The sequence below is a fragment of the Macrococcus epidermidis genome (assembly GCF_003259695.1).
GTDB classification, from domain to species: domain Bacteria; phylum Bacillota; class Bacilli; order Staphylococcales; family Staphylococcaceae; genus Macrococcoides; species Macrococcoides epidermidis.
Genome location: NZ_PZJH01000001.1, coordinates 358,917 through 377,597, shown reverse-complemented (window position 1 = coordinate 377,597; position 18,681 = coordinate 358,917). Strand labels below are relative to the sequence as shown.

Below are 18,681 nucleotides of genomic sequence, written 5' to 3'. Positions count from 1 at the left end.
TTTGCATAATTTATCTTAAACGCTTAGTTATATTTACCCTATACGTGTTAACTTAAACATTGTCAAATAATAAAACTTAAAAATAATTATAAAATTATATTAAGCAATCTAATGTTAAGATAAATGCTATAGAAGTTTGTTCTAACCTGATATTGTTATTATATTATCTGAACATTAAAATTTAATGAGAATTCTCTAATAAAATGAAAATAATTATCTGAACATTCAATCATAAATCACTCAAGATAGTCTCACAAAATTTTATTATTTACTCTTACACTATACACCTTATAAATCCTTATTACAATACGTTTTCATTAATTTTCATTTTTGTCACATAATAAATTAATCATAATATTTATGATATCTGTTTATTTATTATATCCGTTTATATAGTACAATATACTTACTATTATTAAAGGAGTTTTATATATGCAAACATTATTTTCAGGAATTCAACCGAGCGGTGTTCCTACAATCGGAAACTACATCGGAGCATTGCAACAATTTGTTGAAATTCAAAATGACTATGACTGCTACTTTTGTATTGTTGATCAGCATGCGATTACTGTACCACAGGACAAAGCAGCATTAAGGAAAAATATCCGTTCACTGGCAGCACTTTATCTTGCCAGTGGATTAGATCCGGAAAAAGTAACGCTCTTCATTCAATCAGAAGTACCAGCTCATGCACAGGCAGGCTGGATGCTGACAACGATTTCAACAATTGGTGAACTAGAACGTATGACGCAATTTAAAGATAAGGCAAAGGATCGTAAAGAAGGTATTCCTGCAGGATTATTAACTTATCCACCACTTATGGCTGCGGATATATTATTATATGGCACACACATCGTTCCTGTCGGTGATGATCAGAAACAACATCTTGAATTAACGCGTGATCTCGCTGAACGATTTAACAATAAATATAATGATATATTTACGATTCCGGAAATTAGAATGCCTAAAGTCGGTGGACGCGTGATGAGTTTACAGGATCCAACGAAAAAAATGAGTAAATCTGATAGCAATACGAAAGGATTTATTTCTCTCCTTGATCCACCGAATACAGTAGCGAAAAAAATCAAAAGTGCTGTTACTGATTCTGAAGGCATCGTAAAATATGATAAAGAAAATAAACCTGGTATTTCTAACTTACTAGGTATTTATTCAATCTTCTCCGGTAAAACGATTGAAGAACTTGAAAGTAAGTATGAAGGAAAAGGTTATGGCGACTTTAAATCAGACTTAGCAGACGTTGTAGTCGCATTTATCACACCATTCCAGGAAAAATATGAATACTATATGAATTCACCAGAGCTTGATGAAATACTTGACCGTGGTGCTGAAAAAGCAGCATTTAAAGCAAATAAAATGCTTAAAAAGATGGAAAACGCAATGGGTTTAGGCAGAAAAAGAAAATAGATAATTAAAAAAAGCACATCACTGAAATTCAGTGATGTGCTCTTAATATTGTAACTACTTTTTACCTTCGATTGTAACTTCTTTTAATGTAGTATCTCCAGCAAACTTATGTGTTACATAATTTTTCACGTAAGGTTGACGAAGACGTGCGGTACCTCGTTGATACATAGGGATGATTGCGGCATCTTCTAAGAATAAATTTTCAGCTTCTTGTAAAGCTGTCCAGCGTTTTTCTGGATCTGCTAATAATGGACCTTTTGCATCTTTAACTAATTTATCAAATTCTTTGTTTGACCAATCCATTTGGTTATGTGGACCGTCAGTTACGAACATATCGATAAATGTCATTGGGTCTGGATAGTCAGGACCCCAACCAGCAAATGATAATTCATAGTTCTTTTTAGATTCTAAAGCTAATTTTTGTTTAAATGGTTGTTGTTTAATCTTTAAAGTGACACCTGGTAAGTTAGTTTCTAATTGTTCTTTAATATACTCAGCATCTTTTTTAGATGTATCAGCATCATATGTTAAGAATTCAAATGTAAACTTGTCTTTACCTAATTCTTTTTTCGCTTTTTCATAGTACTTTTTCGCTTCATCTTTATCATAGTTTAACGGAGATTTAACTCCATCAATATAATCTTTACCGTCTGGACCTTTAACGAATTCTTTAGGCATTAAAGTATCTACAGCTACAGAACCGTTGTTTAATAAAGTTTTTACGTATTTATCTTTATCGATTGCTTTCGCTAAAGCTAAACGTAAGTTTTTGTTTTGTAAATCTTTGTTTTTAGATTGGTTAATACGTACGAAATAAGTAGATGCATCTAATTCATTAATAAAATGATCTTTATACTTTGCATCATTTTTGTATTTATCTACATTTTCAGCACTTAAAACTACAGAATCAATTTTCCCAGTTGTATATAAGTTTAAAGCTGTTTGTGTTTCTTTAACAATTTGGAAGTTAACTTCTTTTAACTTCACTTTATCTTTATCCCAATACTCTTTGTTTGGAGTTAACTGGAAATTTTTCTCAGTATTCCATTCATTTAATACGAAAGGACCGTTGTATAATGTGTTATCTTTTGTTGTACCGTATTTTTCACCTTTTTCTTTAACGAACTTTTCGTTTTGTGGTAAGAAAGTACCGAATGCTAATAACTCTTGGAAGTAAGGAACATTTGTTTCTAATTGAATCTCTAATGTGTTATCGTCAATTGCTTTAACTCCTAACTCATCAGGTTTTGCTTTACCTTCCATGATTTTGTTAGCATTTTTTAAATCTGCCATAATATATGCATATTCAGCACCTGTTTTAGGATCGATTGTACGTTTCCATGCATATTCAAAGTCTTTCGCTGTTACTGGGTCACCATTAGACCATTTGGCATCTTTACGTAATTTGACTGTCCATGTTTTACCGTCTTTAGACTTTTCAGGATCTCCTTCTGCAACACCAGGAACGGCTTTATCATCTTTATCTAAAGTGTAAAGTCCTTCCATTACTTGGTTGAATACATCAAATGATACTTGGTCAGTTGCCATTGACGAATCCATAGATGGAATATCTGATGATTGTGCAAAGTTTAATACTTGGCTGTCTTTGCCGTCTCCACCAGCAGATTTTTTATCTCCGCCAGAGCCAGAACAAGCTGATACAAAGCCAGTTAAAGCTAATAATAAAACTAAAAACCATTGAAAATTCTTTTTCATTCAACTTCCCCCTACATATAAATTATTCAATCTGCTGTTTAGAATATTCAGAAGATTTGTATTAATTATATTTTATATTTCACGGTATAGCAATACTTTTTTTATACATTTTTTAATTTTTTTGAATATTTTATTATTTTATATTTATTCACATTCTTTTATTAAGTATAACTTTAAATTTCTTTCTGAATGCCTTTATGACGGTAAGTTATATTTCTTATGTTTTGTTAACATTTATAAAGTATGTTTTTTCCTTTTTATTACTTTTTATAAATATATAAAGATTTATGCATAAAAATAAAGGACAATGAGATTAATGCTTCTCATTGTCCTTTATTGTTTAATAATTATGATTATAAGATTTCTTTAATGCTTCGTATTCTTTCGGTGAGCAATATACGTAATGATCTGGAGCAACTTCACGTAACTCTAATACATCGTCTGCAGTATACGCATGAACATCCGGGTTATAAGTTTTACGTACGCGCGTACGCTCTGATTCCGGATCTGGTAATGGAATTGCAGATAATAATGACTTCGTATATTCATGAAGTGGATTGTTATAGATCGCATCCGCTGGTCCTACTTCAACTAATTTACCGAAATACATTACACCGATACGGTCTGAAATGTATTTAACCATTGATAAATCATGGGCGATAAACAAGAATGTAATGCCACGTTCATTCTGTAATTTCTGCATTAAGTTTACAACCTGCGCCTGAATAGATACGTCAAGTGCTGAGATTGGCTCATCGGCAATAATAAACTCTGGTTCTACTGCTAATGCACGTGCGATACCGATACGCTGACGTTGTCCTCCTGAGAATTCATGTGGATAACGGTTAGCATGTTCTTTTGATAAACCTACTGTCTCAAGTAACTCGTAAACACGATTTGCACGATCTTGTTTATTCTTTGCAAGTTTATGAATATCAATACCTTCAGCAATAATATCCATAACTTTAAGTCTCGGGTTAAGTGATGCATATGGATCCTGGAAGATCATCTGCATACGACGATTAAACTTCAATAAATCTTTCTTATTTTTAATCGACTGAATATCAGTCCCATCAAAGATAACTTCTCCGCCTGTTGCATCATATAACTTAATCAGTGTACGTCCTGTTGTTGATTTACCACAACCTGACTCACCTACAAGACCTAAAGTTTCACCGCGATAAATATCAAATGTGATATCATCGATAGCTTTTACTTCATTTTTCTTGCCAACGTTAAAATATTGCTTTAAATTTCTTACTTCAATTAATTTTGTTTTGCCTTCAGCATATGGTTTAATCCTCGCTGCTTTTTTTTCTGCTTCAGTAAGTTTAGTTTTATTCAATTCAGATGCACTATATTGTGACGCATCTTCTTTAATTGCATCTTCACTTACCTGAATTGGACCATCCTCAATTGTATGTTCTACTGTATGATCTACTACAGGTTCTGTCGTATGTGTAACAGTTTTTTCAACTTTAACATCTTGTGTTGTATTTCCTGTATCGTCAATTACTTTAACGCGACCTTCTGTATTGTTATGAACTCTATCGTCTCTCATTAGAAGCTAACCCCCTCAACACGTTTTGGTTCTGCATAGTCACCAGGCATAGGGCGCAGCTTTTGTTTAACCATTTCTGGCGGTTCAACTTTAGGTGCTTGCGGATCCATCAACCAAGATTTCACAAAGTGTGTATCTGAAACCTGGTACCAAGGTGGCTCCTGTTCAAAGTCAATTTGTAATGCGTAATCTGAACGTCGTGCAAAGGCATCACCGACTGGTGGTTTAATTAAATCTGGTGGTGTACCAGGAATAGCAATTAATTCTGTATCCTGATGAGTATCTAAACTTGGCATAGATGATAATAATCCCCAAGTGTATGGATGTTTAGGATTGTAAAATATTTCATCTACTGTTCCTGTTTCAACAATTTGTCCACCATACATTACTGCAACGCGATCTGCTACGTTTGCAACTACCCCTAAGTCATGTGTAATGAAGATAATTGAAGTATCAATTTTCTTCTGTAAATCTTTCATCAATTCTAAAATTTGTGCCTGAATTGTTACGTCAAGTGCTGTTGTAGGTTCATCAGCAATTAGAATTTTCGGGTCACATGCTAGTGCCGTTGCAATAACGATACGTTGACGTTGTCCACCAGAGAATTGGTGAGGATAGTTATTGAAACGACCTTCTGGATTTGGAAGTCCTACTAAACGTAAAATATCTAATGCACGTTCTTTCGCTTCTGCTTTAGATAACTTTTGATGTTTAATCAGCGGTTCCATAACTTGCTTACCAATTTTCATTGTCGGATTTAATGAAGTCATTGGATCCTGGAAGATCATCGAAATATCTTTACCACGCACTTGCTGCATTTCTTTTTCTGATAGCTTTGCAATATCTTTACCATCAAACAAGATTTCTCCTTCTTTAATACGTGAAGGTGGTGATGGTAACAATCTCATAATCGCTTTCGTCGTTACTGATTTACCTGAACCAGACTCTCCAACGATTGCTAATGTTTCTGCTTTATCTAAGTGGAAATCAACTCCACGTACTGCCTGAACTTCCCCCGCGTTAATATCGAAGGAAACTTTTAAATTCTTAACTTCTAAAATTCTTTCTGCCATTCTAATTTCCTCCTTTATTTACGCATTTTCGGATCGAATGCATCACGTACACCGTCACCAAATAAATAGAAACATAAGATTAATAATGATAATACTGCAGATGGAACAAACATTTGATATGGGTGAATCAATAACATTTTACGACCATCGTTTACTAATGCCCCAAGTGATGTCATCGGTGGCTCTAAACCTAAACCGATGAAGCTTAAGAATGCTTCGAAGAAAATCGCTCCAGGGATAGAGAACATTGCCGTTACGATAATTGGTCCTAATGTGTTCGGTAAAATATGTTTGAAAATTAGACTTCCGTTAGAAGCACCTAATGTTCTTGACGCTAAAATATATTCTTGCCCTTTTAATTTTAAGAATTGTCCACGCACGATTCGGCTCATTCCAATCCAGCCCGTTAGTGACATGGCTAAGATGATTGTCCATAGACTACCACCGAAGAGAATTACGAATAAAATCATGATGATTAAGTTAGGAATCGATGCAATAATCTCGATGATACGCTGCATCAATGTATCTACCCAGCCACCAAAGAAACCTGAAATAGATCCATAAGTAATCCCGATAACAACGTCTAAGAATGCTGCTACGATACCAATAAAGATAGAAACTTGTGTACCTTTCCAAGTACGTGTAAAGATGTCACGTCCAAGCGAGTCTGTACCAAACCAATAAGCTTCTTTAACATTCTTAGATTCATAAACATCGAAACCATCTTTATCTTTACCATCGAAAGGTAAGAATCCTACATCTTTAAGTGCCATAATTTTTGGCGGTAAGTTTGAATGGTCAACGTTTTGTGCACGATACGTATGACCACTGATCATTGGTCCGATAAATGCCATTAACGTCAATAAGATTAAACCAATTAATCCAAGGATAGCTGCTTTGTTAGCTTTTAATTGTAACCATGCATCCTGCCAGAATGTTTTCGATTCACGCTCAATTTTTTCTTCATTGATTTCGTCACGATTTGCTAATACAAATGAACCAGGAGGTGTCGCTAAATTTTGATTTAAATTTGCATGACTAACATTTTCTTCTACTTCATTAAATTTTGCCATTAATCTTTACCTCCTTGTACACGGATACGTGGGTCAATGATGCCGTATAAAATATCAACGATAAATAATACTGCTACGAATAATGCACAGATAAATACTGTAAGTGCCATAATAACTGGATAGTCATTCATTTGAATAGAACGCACGAATTGATCTCCAAGACCAGGAATACCGAAGATCGTTTCGATCGTAAGTGCTCCTGTTAAGATACCAACTGTCATTGGACCAATTAATGTAATGATAGGAATTAATGCATTACGTAATGCATGTCCAAATAATACTTTAGAAGTTGAATTACCTTTAGCACGTGCTAAAGTAATATAGTCTGAACTTAAAACCTCAATCATTTCTGAACGGATATACCTTGCGATAGTTGCAATAACACCCGCTGATAGTGCAATGGCTGGTAATACTGCATAATCAAATCCTTCCCAACCTGCAACCGGGAACCATTGTACTTTAACTGCTAAGAAATATTGTAATAAAACGGCTAAAACGAATGATGGTACTGAGATAGCAAGTACAGAGAATACAGTTGCTAAGTAATCCACCCATGTATTTTGTTTCACTGCAGCAATAACGCCTAATATAATCCCAAGCGTTACACCGATGATCATTGCGTAAAGACCAATTTCAGCAGATGGTCCAAGACGAGGAATAATTAATCCTAATACGTCTTTATTATCATATTGGAATGATACTCCGAAATCACCTGTTGCTGCTTTCTTTAAATAATTAAGATATTGCACTCCTAATGGATCGTTTAATCCATATTTTTCATTCACGATTGCTTTCTGTTCAGCTGATAACTTTTCATCGTTAAACGGTGAACCAGGCATTAATTTCATTAAGAAGAACGTAGCCGTTGTAACAATGAACAATGTTAAAAGCATATAAGAAATTCGTTTAATCGTATATTTTAACATGCACTTCTTCCTCCTTATAATCATATAGCGCAAAATCATTTTTTGCTCTAATACTATAATAACTAAATTTTCTCATAATTCATACAACTTTTTTTATTTATTTAAAAAGAAGGATATAAGTTGCATATCCTTCCTTCTAAATTGGTTTCAAGATACTATTTCTTAATTTCAGTTTCTTTGAATGAATAATCTCCAGCAAATTTATGAGAAACAATGTTTTTCACGTATGGTTGCGTTAAGAATGCGCCACCACGTTGATAGATTGGAATAATTACTGCATCATTTAAGAATTCAGTTTCAGCATTTTGTAATGTTGTCCAACGTTTTTCAACATCTGTTAATAATGGACCATTCGCTTCTTCAATTGCTTTGTCATACGTTTTTGAAGACCAGCCAGTTTGGTTATGTGGACCGTCAGTTACAAACATATCTAAGAAAGTCATTGGATCTGGATAGTCAGGACCCCAACCACCTAATGATAATTCATAGTTACCTTTAGATTCTAAATCTAATTTTTGTTTGAATGGCTGTTGTTTAATTTTTAATGTTACACCTGGTAAAGTTGATTCAATTTGTTCTTTAAAGTATTCAGCATCTTTCTTAGAAGACTCTTGGTCGAATGTTAAGAATTCAAAAGTGAACTTATCTTTACCTAAAGCTTTTTTCGCTTTTTCATAAGAAGCTTTTGCTGCTTTTGCATCGTAGTTTAATGGAGATTTAACACCATCAACATAGTCTTTACCTGCTTTGTCTTTAACAAAGTCTTTTGGCATTAATGTGTCAATTGCTACAGAACCATTATTTAAGTTGTTTTTAACGTATTTTTCTTTATCGATAGATTTCGCTAAAGCTATACGTAAATCTTTGTTTTGTAAATCTTTATTTTTTGTTTGGTTCATTCTAATGAAGAATGTTGAAGCATCTAATTCTGTAGAATAGTTTTTATCATTTTTGTATTTATCGATAAATTCTGCAGGTAAACCGACACGATCAATTTTACCTGTTGTAAATAAGTTAACACCTGAGTTAGCATCTTTTAAAACTTTGTAAGTAATTTTATCTAATTTTACTTTATCTTTATCATAGTATTTATCATTTTTCGTTAAAGTAAATTTGTCTTCAGTTTTCCATTCGCTTAATACGAAAGGACCATTATATAATGTATCTTTTTCTGTTGTACCGTATTTTTCGCCTTTTTCTTTAACGAATTTTTCGTTTTGAGGTAAGAAAGTACCGAATGCTAATAATTCTTTGAAATAAGGCTTAGATTTTTCTAATTCAAATTCTAAAGTTGTATCATTAACTGCTTTAACACCTAATTCAGAAGGTTTCATTTTACCTGTATTAACAGCTTCTGCATTTTTTAAGTCGTACATGATGTAAGCATATTCTGCAGCTGTTTTTGGATCTAATGCACGTTGCCAAGCAAATACGAAGTCTTTAGCTGTAACAGGATCACCATTTGTCCATTTTGCATCATCGCGTAATTCTACTGTCCATTTTTTACCGTCAGCTGAAATTTTTGGTTCACCTTTAGCAATTGCAGGAACCGCTTTGTCATCTTTATCTAATGTATATAGACCTTCAATCGTTTGGTTATATACATTGAATGATACGGCATCAGTTGCTAAAGATGAGTCCATTGTTGGGATATCACTTGAAGCAACTAAACGTAATGTTTTATCGTCGCCACCAGCAGTATCACCAGAACCACCTTTTTTACCTGAACATGCAGCAAGTACCATAGTAATTGCTAGAAATAAAACTAATAAAGATTTTACCTGTCTTTTCATTTCTTTCCCCCATTTCTAAAAATGCCTCTGTTAATTTTCAGAAGATTAACTTTATTATAAATGTTATAGTAAATAAATAGCAATAACTTTTTATACATTTTTCTTAATATTTTTAATACTTTTTATACATGTATAGTGCACTAAAGCGTTGAATTATATGTATATTTATACTTTATTGTGTATATAAAAATTTCATTAATGTTGTTGTTATCAATAATTGTAATATATTTTAAAATGATTATTCATTTTTATAACATTTTATATGCATTTAAAGAAATAAAAGATATAATAAATAAAGTTAATACAGGAGGAATATATGTGAAAAATTACATGATTATTTTTGCGATAGAAACAGGTTTAGCTGTTATATACGCATTGTTTAGTGGTCTAAAATTATTAAATTTTTTAAACGGTATCTTTACTGTTTCAATGATCGGTTTGTGTATCGGATTATTTATGATGATGTATAGTGATGGGGCATATAGTATTATGGGACATTCCTTTAGAAAGTTTAATTACATGATGGCACCGAAACGAATTAAGGAAACGATGGATGAAGATCCAGACTTCAATAAAGAATTGCGCATCAGACAGGAAAAGTATTTATGGACTAATCCGATTTTATTTGTATCGCTTGGATTAGTGATTATAAGTTTAATTGCTATGTATTGCAGTGTGTAGCATATTGATGATAATGATGATGGCCGATATTTTTAATTTATCGGCCATTATTCTTTACATAACTTCTGTTTTTATTGCTCCCTTGAGAATGATAATTCTGTTTTAAAAATCTTCGCACACTTCTCTCTGGTACGCCGCTCCAATAAACCACGTCTTTTGTCTTAATAATACCTTGATTAATATGAAAGAGATCATCAATTATGTTGTGTAGCATCTCTGATTTCTCATATGTATGTCCACATGCACATGATACAGTTTTAAATTTGTTCAATGCTTCTACCTTATTAAGTTGTAGACATTTTGGACAACGTGGACCTGATTTCATCTTTTCGAATGGATAATAATAAATCCTTTCAAATACTTTCGGATTATTTAATTCAACAAGTTTTTCTGCTACGTAAAGATCTTTTTTATATGTTTTTCTTTTTAATAAATACTGAATAAAACTATCGATTTGATTATGAAAGAGTATCAATGGATTACCATCATAATTTCGAATAGAGAATTGTTTATTAATAAATATAATTTTACTTTCCACTTTATATCCCCAATTGTTTAACTCCACAATTCTAATGAGTCTGTCATGTGCTGCATCGAGCTGTACCATAATATTTTTATAGTTTCGTCCATTTTCACTAATGAAATTATCATTTTTGTATGTATATACACCACTATAGTTCTTAACGTCAAAATGATAGATCACTTTATCAACCACTATTAGAAAGTCATATTGTGATGAACCATTATTATCCAAAGTAATGTCCCAAATTTTTATACCTTCAAGTATATTTTTTAGAAGGTTATAAAACATTCTTTCTCCAGATAATCCACTTTTATATCTGAAAAGATTGATGCGATCATTTTCTTGTAATGTAATTCTATCTTCTACTGCAAGTAAATATTGAATATATTGGTCTAGATGATGTACTTTAATAAACATATATTCACCTCATCCACATTATAAAAATTAACATTTGTTAACACAAGAAAAAAGTGAGAAAAATTAATTTCTCACTTTTTTCCTATTCACTATATTTTTTTAAGATAAGAACTGCATTATGACCACCAAATCCCAAACTATTTGTCATCGCATATTCAATGTCGCGGTCAACGCTTTTATTTGGTACAAAATTCAATCCGAAAGCATGTTCATCTTCCTGATGGATTGTTGGTGCAATTTTCCCTGTTTCAATAGAAAGTGCTGTAATAATTGTTTCGATTGCACCTGTTGCACCTAATAGATGACCCGTCATTGATTTTGTAGAAGATACTAATAGATTTTCTGCATGTTCTCCGAATGTTGTCTTAATCGCTAACGCTTCATATTCATCACCAATTGGTGTACTCGTACCATGGGCATTTAAGTAATCAATCTTATCCGCTTCAATGCCGGCATCTTTAAGTGCCATCCTCATCGTACGCACGCCACCTTCACCATTCGGTGCTGGTGCTGTAATATGATGTGCATCACCATTATTACCGTATCCTACAATTTCTGCATAGATATGAGCGCCTCGCGCTAATGCGTGGTCTAAATTTTCTAGTACGACGACACCTGCACCTTCACCCATAACAAACCCATCGCGTCCTTCCTGATATGGACGACATGCTATTTCAGGATCTGCATTTGTACTAAGTGCACGATTAGATGTAAAACCAGCGATACTTAGACGTGTAATTGGCGCTTCTGTACCCCCTGCTATCATAACATCAGCATCTCCATATTGTATCATTCTGGCAGCATCACCTATAGAGTTCGTTCCTGTTGCACATGCTGTAACAGTACATCCATTTGGTCCCTTTGCACCTAAATCAATAGAAACTTGTCCTGCAGCCATATCAGGAATTAACATCGGAACAAAGAATGGACTAACACGTCTAGGTCCTTTATCAACTAATGTTTGATGTGCATTTTCGAAAGATTCAATGCCACCAATTCCCGAGCCAATCCAAACGCCCACACGATCACTATTATCATCAGTAATTTCTAGTTTCGAATCATTTAATGCTTCACGTGCTGCTACCACTGCATATTGCGTAAATCGATCCATTCGACGTGCTTCTTTCAATGGCATATGATCTTCAATATTGAAATCCTTCAATTCACCCGCTACTTTCACTGCCATATCTTCATGCTCAATACGTGTAATAGGCGCTATGCCGTTAACGCCATTCACAGCATTTTCAAATGTAGTATGTGCATCATTACCGATAGGGCTAAGTGCACCGATTCCAGTAATTACAACTCTATTTTTCATTATTTTCTCTCCTTATCTCCCCAAATTAATGTCATAGCACCGTATGTCAGACCTCCACCAAACCCAACAAAAACTAATTTAGAACCGTTTTTAATCTTCCCTTGTTCTAATTCATGGAATAATGAAAGCGGTATGCTGGCTGCTGATGTATTACCATATCTATCGACAGTAACACTCATTTTCTCTGGAGGTATCCCTAAACGTTCACGTGCTGATTCCATAATACGTATATTGGCCTGATGTGGAATAAACATATCAATTTCTTCTGGCTTTAGACCCGCTTTCTCAACTGACTTCAATGAAACATCACCCATAATACGTACCGCAAATTTAAATACTTCACGACCATTCATTTCAAGTAATCCAGTTTCTTTATTATCAAATAAATATTTACCGCCAGAACCATCGCTTCCCCATTCATGAGATAGGAAGCCATATCCTTCAGCAACTTCACTCACAATGACAGCTGCAGCCCCATCTCCAAATAAAATTGCTGTATTACGATCATTTAAATCTGCAATTTTAGTTAACTTTTCTGCGCCTACTACTAAAATATTTTTACATAACCCTGTTTTAATGAATTGTTCTGCTGTAATTAAACTATAGATAAAGCCTGTACATGCTGCGAGTTGATCCATTGCGGGAACATTTCTTAATCCAAGTTTATCCTGAAGCATCGTTGCTACAGACGGGAATTTATGATCGCCTGTTGCAGTTGCTACAATAACCATATCTATTTCTTCTTTCTTTATTTTAGCATTTTTAATTGCATTTTCACATGCAATGTATGCTAAATCACTCACATCCTGATCAGCTCTTGCAAATCTTCTTTCTTTAATACCTGTCATTTGTGAAATCCATTCATCAGAAGTGTCCAGATAACTTTCAAAATGTTCATTCGTTACTATTTTTTCCGGAATATATACCCCTATACCTTTAATACCGACATTCATATTCGCACCTCTTATATCTACTTTTAGTATCTGGTACTAATTTACCACAAAAAATAAAGAACTTCAAATAGAAGTCCTTTATTTTTCAGCATCGATTTCGAGATAAACATTCGCATTATTTTTAGGTGCTTTTTTGCCATTTGGCAGTTTATCTGTTTTCTTATATTCCTCAATCATTTTTTCTATTTTTTCAATCGTGCTTGATGATACTAACGGAGAATAACCCTGCAGCTCACTAATATTATCTTTCATACCATAATATTTTGTTCCACCCACAAGCCTACCTTCTGAGTATTCTCTTGCAATATCCTGATACAACGTTGAAATATCCTGCACAGTACTTGCCAGAACAAAGTCTCCGAGATAGCTTTGGTCCGTGATATATCCAATTGCTTTACGATCATAATCTTTAACAATTCCCATGACTTCACTGTTAATTCCATCTGCTGCCGGATAAAATACATCCACATCATTTTCAATCATTTTTTTTGTGATGACACTTACATCATTATTATATTCCCAAGTCTTCACAAAAGAAGCCTGAATGACAGTTTTGTTATTTTCATAATATGCACCATCCATAAATCCCTTAACTTCAGGCTGATAATCGAATGCACCTATCACGCCGATTTGATGTGTCTTTGATTCGTGACTAGCTAAGTAACCAGCAAAAAAGCCCATGCTATACGCTTCTATATTAAGTGCAGAAACATTTTTGTGTTTACTTATCCCGTTTGTAAAAACAAAGTGAACATCAGGATATTTTTTTGCATATTCATTAAAGATTTTTTCATACATTGATCCTTGTCCATAAATAATAGAGACATCTCTATCAAGAAATTCATTCAGTACTAGTTTAGTTTTTTCATCATTATCTATATTTTCCTGTATGTAAAAGTTTGAATCATATTCCTGAACAATATCCAGTACTGCTTTATAACCTTTAGTCCCCCAAGTCTGATCATTGATTGATTCAGGAAAGATAAAACCGACACTATTTATTTCATGATATTTTGGGATTTTAATATAAACTATCGTACCAAGTACTGTAATAAGCACTACTAGAAAAACGAGAAATTTTTTCATTTTTTATTCCTTTCAATGTCAGGGGTATACAATTTGCGTACACTCTTTTATAATAATTAATATAACATCTTTCATGGGGGATAAACATATGCAATATATTATGACATTTGTTTGGGCTTTTATTTTAGTTCAAATGGGTAACTTCGTATTAATGAGTTTAGGTGGCGGAAATGACTTAAACTTACCATTCGCAACAATTATTAGTGTTATCTTTGGTATATTAGCAATTATTATTGCACACCTTGTTCCAAATGAGCCAATTCCAGCACACGAAGAGCATTAAAAAAACGAGACAGCTGTCTCGTTTTTTTATACCATAAATTTAACTTCATCATTTACGCGATCTACTTTAATCACTGTTCCTTCTGAATAATCTTCTTTAATCAGTAATCTAGCTAATGGCGTTTCGATTTCTTTTTGAACAAATCGCTTCAATGGTCTTGCACCAAACTGTGGCTCATAAGCTGTGTCGGCAATCCATCGCTTGATTTCATCCGTTAATTCAACTTTTACACCACGACTATCTAAACGCGTATTTAATTCACGCACTATTTTATCAACAATAAATGTCATATCATTTCTACTCAATGGTTTAAATAGTACAATATCATCCATACGGTTTAATATTTCTGGTTTAAAGTGTAAATGTAATGCATCCATTACATTCGTTCTTGCTGTCTCTGTAATTTCTTCATTTTCAATGCCATCTAATAAATATTGTGATCCGATGTTACTTGTCATAATGATAATAGTATTTTTAAAATCTACGATTCTTCCTTTAGAATCTGTTAAACGGCCTTCATCTAATAATTGTAATAATACATTAAATACATCGCTATGTGCTTTTTCAATTTCATCTAATAAGAGCACTGTATATGGATTTCTTCGAACCGCTTCAGTTAATTGTCCACCTTCTTCATGGCCAATGTAACCAGGAGGCGCACCTATTAATCGAGAAACTGCATGTTTCTCCATATATTCACTCATATCAATGCGTACCATATGTTTTTCAGAATCGAATAAAGTGCTGGCTAACGTTTTAGCAAGTTCAGTTTTACCGACCCCTGTTGGCCCTAAGAATAAGAAACTTCCGATAGGACGATTAGGATCTTTAATTCCAGCTCGTGCACGTACGACTGCATCTGCTACTAAATCAACCGCTTCATCCTGACCAACGACACGTTCATGTAGAATCTCAGATAATTTTAATAATTTCTCTTTCTCAGTTTCAACTAATTTACTTACTGGAATGCCCGTCCATTGTGAAACAATATAACCAATTTCTTCTTCAGTTACAACTTCTCGAATTAAACGGTCAGTGCCTTTCGTTTCTTCAATCAAACTGTCTTCCAGATCAGCTAATTCTTTCTCAACTTGCGGTATTTTACCATATTGTAATTCAGAGGCTTTACCTAAATCATAGTTACTTTGAGCTTCTTCCAGCGCTGTACGATATTTATCAAGTTCAGCTCGTTTTTCCTGAACGATACTAATTTGAGATTTTTCTTTTTCAACACGTGCCTGTAAAGTCTGCTGTTTCTCTTTCTCATCTGCAAGTTCACGTTGAAGTTCAGATAAACGGCTTTGACTCTTACTATCTGTTTCATTTTTTAATGCTTTTTCTTCAATCTCGAGTTGTAATACACGACGATTCACAGCATCTAGCTCTGTAGGATTAGAACCCATTTCCGTACGAATCGTAGCACATGCCTGGTCTACAAGGTCGATCGCTTTGTCCGGTAGAAATCTATCTGTAATATAACGGTCTGATAATTCTGCTGCTGCAACAAGTGCTGTATCCTGAATTCTTACACCATGATGCACTTCATAACGTTCCTTTAAACCACGTAAAATTGAGATCGTATCTTCTAAATCAGGTTCAGCTACATTTACTTTCTGGAAGCGACGTTCTAAAGCTGAGTCCTTTTCAATATATTGTCGGTATTCATTTAAAGTTGTTGCACCGATACAATGTAACTCACCACGCGCGAGCATTGGCTTTAACATATTACCTGCATCCATGGCACCATCTGTTTTACCTGCGCCGACTAACATATGGATTTCGTCGATGAATAATAAAATTTTACCATCTGATTCTTTAACTTCTTTTAGCACTGCTTTTAAACGTTCTTCAAACTCACCACGGAATTTTGCGCCTGCAACAAGTGCTGATAAATCAAGTTCAAATATCGTTTTATCCAGTAATGCATCAGGTACATCTTTTTTTACAATACGTTGCGCTAATCCTTCAACAATTGCTGTTTTACCTACACCTGGTTCACCAATTAAAATCGGATTATTTTTTGTTTTACGGCTTAATATACGAATCGTATTACGCACTTCTTCATCACGTCCGATAACCGGATCCATTTTTCCGTTCCTTACTTCTTCTACTAAATCACGTCCATATTTCTTTAATACCTCATATTGAACTTCCGGATTTTGTGTCGTCACGTGGTTTCCTCCTCTAATCTGATTTAAGATTTCAAATACTACTTCAGCTTTATTACCAACAAATGATCTTGTAGGTGCATGTGTTTCAATTGCAGCTAATATAATATGTTCTACAGAAATATAATGATCATCCATTTCATTCATCTTTTTTTCTCCTGCATTCAGTAGCTGATTAATGCCATTGCTTAAATATTGTCCATACTGGACATTACCCTCTACTCGGGGCATTTTAGTTAATGCCTCATTTAAAATGCTCTCATATGCTTTTATATCTAAATTACTGCGTTCAAATATAGTATTTAACATGCTGTCACTTTGTATTACAAAATGTTTCATTAGATTTTCTACTTCTATCGTTTGAAGTTTTTCTTCTACTGCGTCATTTTGAGCAAATTCTAAGGCAGCCTGTACGTTATATGTCATCTTATCTATATTCATCAAATCACCTCATCAATAGTTTGACTATCTTTGACTATAATAGTATTATAAAACCAATTCACAGAAAAAACAAATTATCCACCTTGTATCTAACACAAAGTATTATTTTTACAAGAAATCATTATTTCTTGTATGATATAATATATTCAATCTAATAAAGATACGGGTGATAAAAATGGTACATACTGAATACCATGAAGCAATAAGTATAATCAATTACATAACTGAAGAAGGTAAGCTTGAGACATATGAACAAAATCAATATATTTATCAGGCAGAGGATCCTGCGAATGCAATATATGTCATTAAAAGCGGTAATGTAGTTATTCATCGTGTATTAGAAGATGGAAAAGAATTTTCAATGAAATTACTAGGTCCAAGAAATATCTTTGGTTCTACAACTTTATTTTGCGGATTAAAAAAACATTCATTATTCGCTAAAACAAAGACAAAAGTTTCTGTTTATAAGATGGATATCGAACAGTTTGAAAATGCTATATTAAATGACGAAGTGTTAAACTATGAATGGTTATTGTGGATTCAAAATGAGAATGCAAAGCAGGAATATAAATTAAGAGATTTATACACGTTAGGTAAAAAAGGTGCAGTGTACTCTACACTAATAAGATTATCAAATACCTATGGTACTTCAACTGAAGACGGCATCCAGCTTAATATTGATATGACGAATAATGAGTTAGCTAACTTTGGCGGTACAACACGTGAAGGAGTCAACCGAATTATCAGCGAATTGAAGTCTAAAAATATCATAGCGACACAAGGTAAAAGGATTACGATAAAAAATATTGACTATCTTAAAGATCAGATTAATTGTGAAAATTGTCCGATTAATATTTGCAAAATGGAATAAAAACAGAGACATGAAAATGTCTCTGTTTTTAGCTTACACCTAATGCTATCTTAGCGTAACGGCTCATCATGTCTTTTGACCACACTGGATTCCAGACGATATTTACTTCAACATCTTTTACTTCTGGTAATTCTCCTAGTGCAGTTTTAACCTGATCGATAATTTGTGGGCCCATCGGACATCCCATTGATGTTAATGTCATATCTACATTGACTAATCCATCATCATCCATATCTACGTGATAAACTAGTCCTAAATTTACGATATCTATACCTAATTCTGGGTCGATAACATTCTCTAATGCACCCATAATACTATCTTTCATTGCTTCTTCCATTTATATCACCTCATTCTTTGTTATAATCTAAATATA

16 protein-coding genes are annotated in these 18,681 nt (G+C 33.6%); 4 read left to right on the top strand and 12 right to left on the bottom strand.

Features of this window, described 5'->3' with window-relative positions; genetic code table 11:
- The first annotated feature begins 432 nt into the window (after nt 1-432).
- On the top strand, nt 433-1,425 hold the full coding sequence (trpS, locus tag BHU61_RS02040) for a tryptophan--tRNA ligase (protein WP_111714386.1): 993 nt from the start codon (nt 433-435) through the stop codon (nt 1,423-1,425).
- 54 nt (nt 1,426-1,479) lie between these two features.
- Here the strand turns inward: trpS and BHU61_RS02035 are convergent, their stop codons facing one another.
- The 6 genes from BHU61_RS02035 to BHU61_RS02010 form a co-directional block, all read right to left on the bottom strand.
- Complete coding sequence (locus BHU61_RS02035) at nt 1,480-3,141, bottom strand: peptide ABC transporter substrate-binding protein (protein ID WP_111714385.1); 1,662 nt, start codon at nt 3,139-3,141, stop codon at nt 1,480-1,482.
- Between the two features lie 340 nt (nt 3,142-3,481).
- Nucleotides 3,482-4,441, bottom strand: coding sequence for an ABC transporter ATP-binding protein (locus tag BHU61_RS02030; protein WP_111715505.1), 960 nt, complete (start codon nt 4,439-4,441; stop codon nt 3,482-3,484).
- 260 nt (nt 4,442-4,701) lie between these two features.
- Complete coding sequence (locus BHU61_RS02025) at nt 4,702-5,775, bottom strand: ABC transporter ATP-binding protein (RefSeq protein WP_111714384.1); 1,074 nt, start codon at nt 5,773-5,775, stop codon at nt 4,702-4,704.
- 14 nt (nt 5,776-5,789) lie between these two features.
- Nucleotides 5,790-6,848 carry an oligopeptide ABC transporter permease gene (opp3C, locus tag BHU61_RS02020; protein ID WP_111714383.1) on the bottom strand — a complete coding sequence of 353 codons (1,059 nt, stop codon included), beginning with the start codon at nt 6,846-6,848 and terminating at the stop codon, nt 5,790-5,792.
- On the bottom strand, nt 6,848-7,774 hold the full coding sequence (gene opp3b, locus BHU61_RS02015) for an oligopeptide ABC transporter permease (protein WP_111714382.1): 927 nt from the start codon (nt 7,772-7,774) through the stop codon (nt 6,848-6,850). Before opp3b ends, opp3C begins: the two co-directional genes overlap by 1 nt.
- A gap of 155 nt (nt 7,775-7,929) precedes the next feature.
- Nucleotides 7,930-9,567, bottom strand: a complete 1,638-nt coding sequence (locus BHU61_RS02010) for a peptide ABC transporter substrate-binding protein (protein WP_111714381.1) — start codon at nt 9,565-9,567, stop codon at nt 7,930-7,932.
- Nucleotides 9,568-9,885: 318 nt separating this feature from the next.
- Here BHU61_RS02010 and BHU61_RS02005 point away from each other — a divergent pair, with 318 nt between their 5' ends.
- Nucleotides 9,886-10,248 carry a DUF3899 domain-containing protein gene (locus BHU61_RS02005; protein WP_170122428.1) on the top strand — a complete coding sequence of 121 codons (363 nt, stop codon included), beginning with the start codon at nt 9,886-9,888 and terminating at the stop codon, nt 10,246-10,248.
- Between the two features lie 37 nt (nt 10,249-10,285).
- Here BHU61_RS02005 and BHU61_RS02000 read toward each other — a convergent pair whose 3' ends face one another.
- The 4 genes from BHU61_RS02000 to BHU61_RS01985 all read right to left on the bottom strand — a co-directional run bounded on the left by BHU61_RS02000 (nt 10,286) and on the right by BHU61_RS01985 (nt 14,545).
- On the bottom strand, nt 10,286-11,188 hold the full coding sequence (locus BHU61_RS02000; protein WP_111714379.1) for a nuclease-related domain-containing protein: 903 nt from the start codon (nt 11,186-11,188) through the stop codon (nt 10,286-10,288).
- A gap of 82 nt (nt 11,189-11,270) precedes the next feature.
- On the bottom strand, nt 11,271-12,506 hold the full coding sequence (gene fabF, locus BHU61_RS01995) for a beta-ketoacyl-ACP synthase II (protein ID WP_111714378.1): 1,236 nt from the start codon (nt 12,504-12,506) through the stop codon (nt 11,271-11,273).
- Nucleotides 12,506-13,459 (bottom strand): beta-ketoacyl-ACP synthase III, encoded by a 954-nt coding sequence (locus BHU61_RS01990; RefSeq protein WP_111714377.1) that lies wholly within the window; start codon nt 13,457-13,459, stop codon nt 12,506-12,508. Before BHU61_RS01990 ends, fabF begins: the two co-directional genes overlap by 1 nt.
- A gap of 78 nt (nt 13,460-13,537) precedes the next feature.
- Nucleotides 13,538-14,545, bottom strand: coding sequence for a BMP family ABC transporter substrate-binding protein (locus BHU61_RS01985; RefSeq protein WP_111714376.1), 1,008 nt, complete (start codon nt 14,543-14,545; stop codon nt 13,538-13,540).
- 88 nt (nt 14,546-14,633) lie between these two features.
- On the opposite strand from BHU61_RS01985, the gene BHU61_RS01980 reads away from it, so the two are divergent.
- Nucleotides 14,634-14,828 (top strand): YjzD family protein, encoded by a 195-nt coding sequence (locus BHU61_RS01980; protein WP_099578644.1) that lies wholly within the window; start codon nt 14,634-14,636, stop codon nt 14,826-14,828.
- A gap of 26 nt (nt 14,829-14,854) precedes the next feature.
- On the opposite strand, the gene clpB is transcribed toward BHU61_RS01980, so the two are convergent.
- Nucleotides 14,855-17,437 (bottom strand): ATP-dependent chaperone ClpB, encoded by a 2,583-nt coding sequence (gene clpB, locus BHU61_RS01975; protein ID WP_111714375.1) that lies wholly within the window; start codon nt 17,435-17,437, stop codon nt 14,855-14,857.
- 175 nt (nt 17,438-17,612) lie between these two features.
- Between clpB and BHU61_RS01970 the strand changes: the two genes are divergently transcribed.
- Nucleotides 17,613-18,308, top strand: coding sequence for a Crp/Fnr family transcriptional regulator (locus tag BHU61_RS01970; protein ID WP_111714374.1), 696 nt, complete (start codon nt 17,613-17,615; stop codon nt 18,306-18,308).
- A gap of 28 nt (nt 18,309-18,336) precedes the next feature.
- Here BHU61_RS01970 and BHU61_RS01965 read toward each other — a convergent pair whose 3' ends face one another.
- Nucleotides 18,337-18,645, bottom strand: coding sequence for a metal-sulfur cluster assembly factor (locus BHU61_RS01965; protein ID WP_099578638.1), 309 nt, complete (start codon nt 18,643-18,645; stop codon nt 18,337-18,339).
- Between the last annotated feature and the right edge of the window lie 36 nt (nt 18,646-18,681).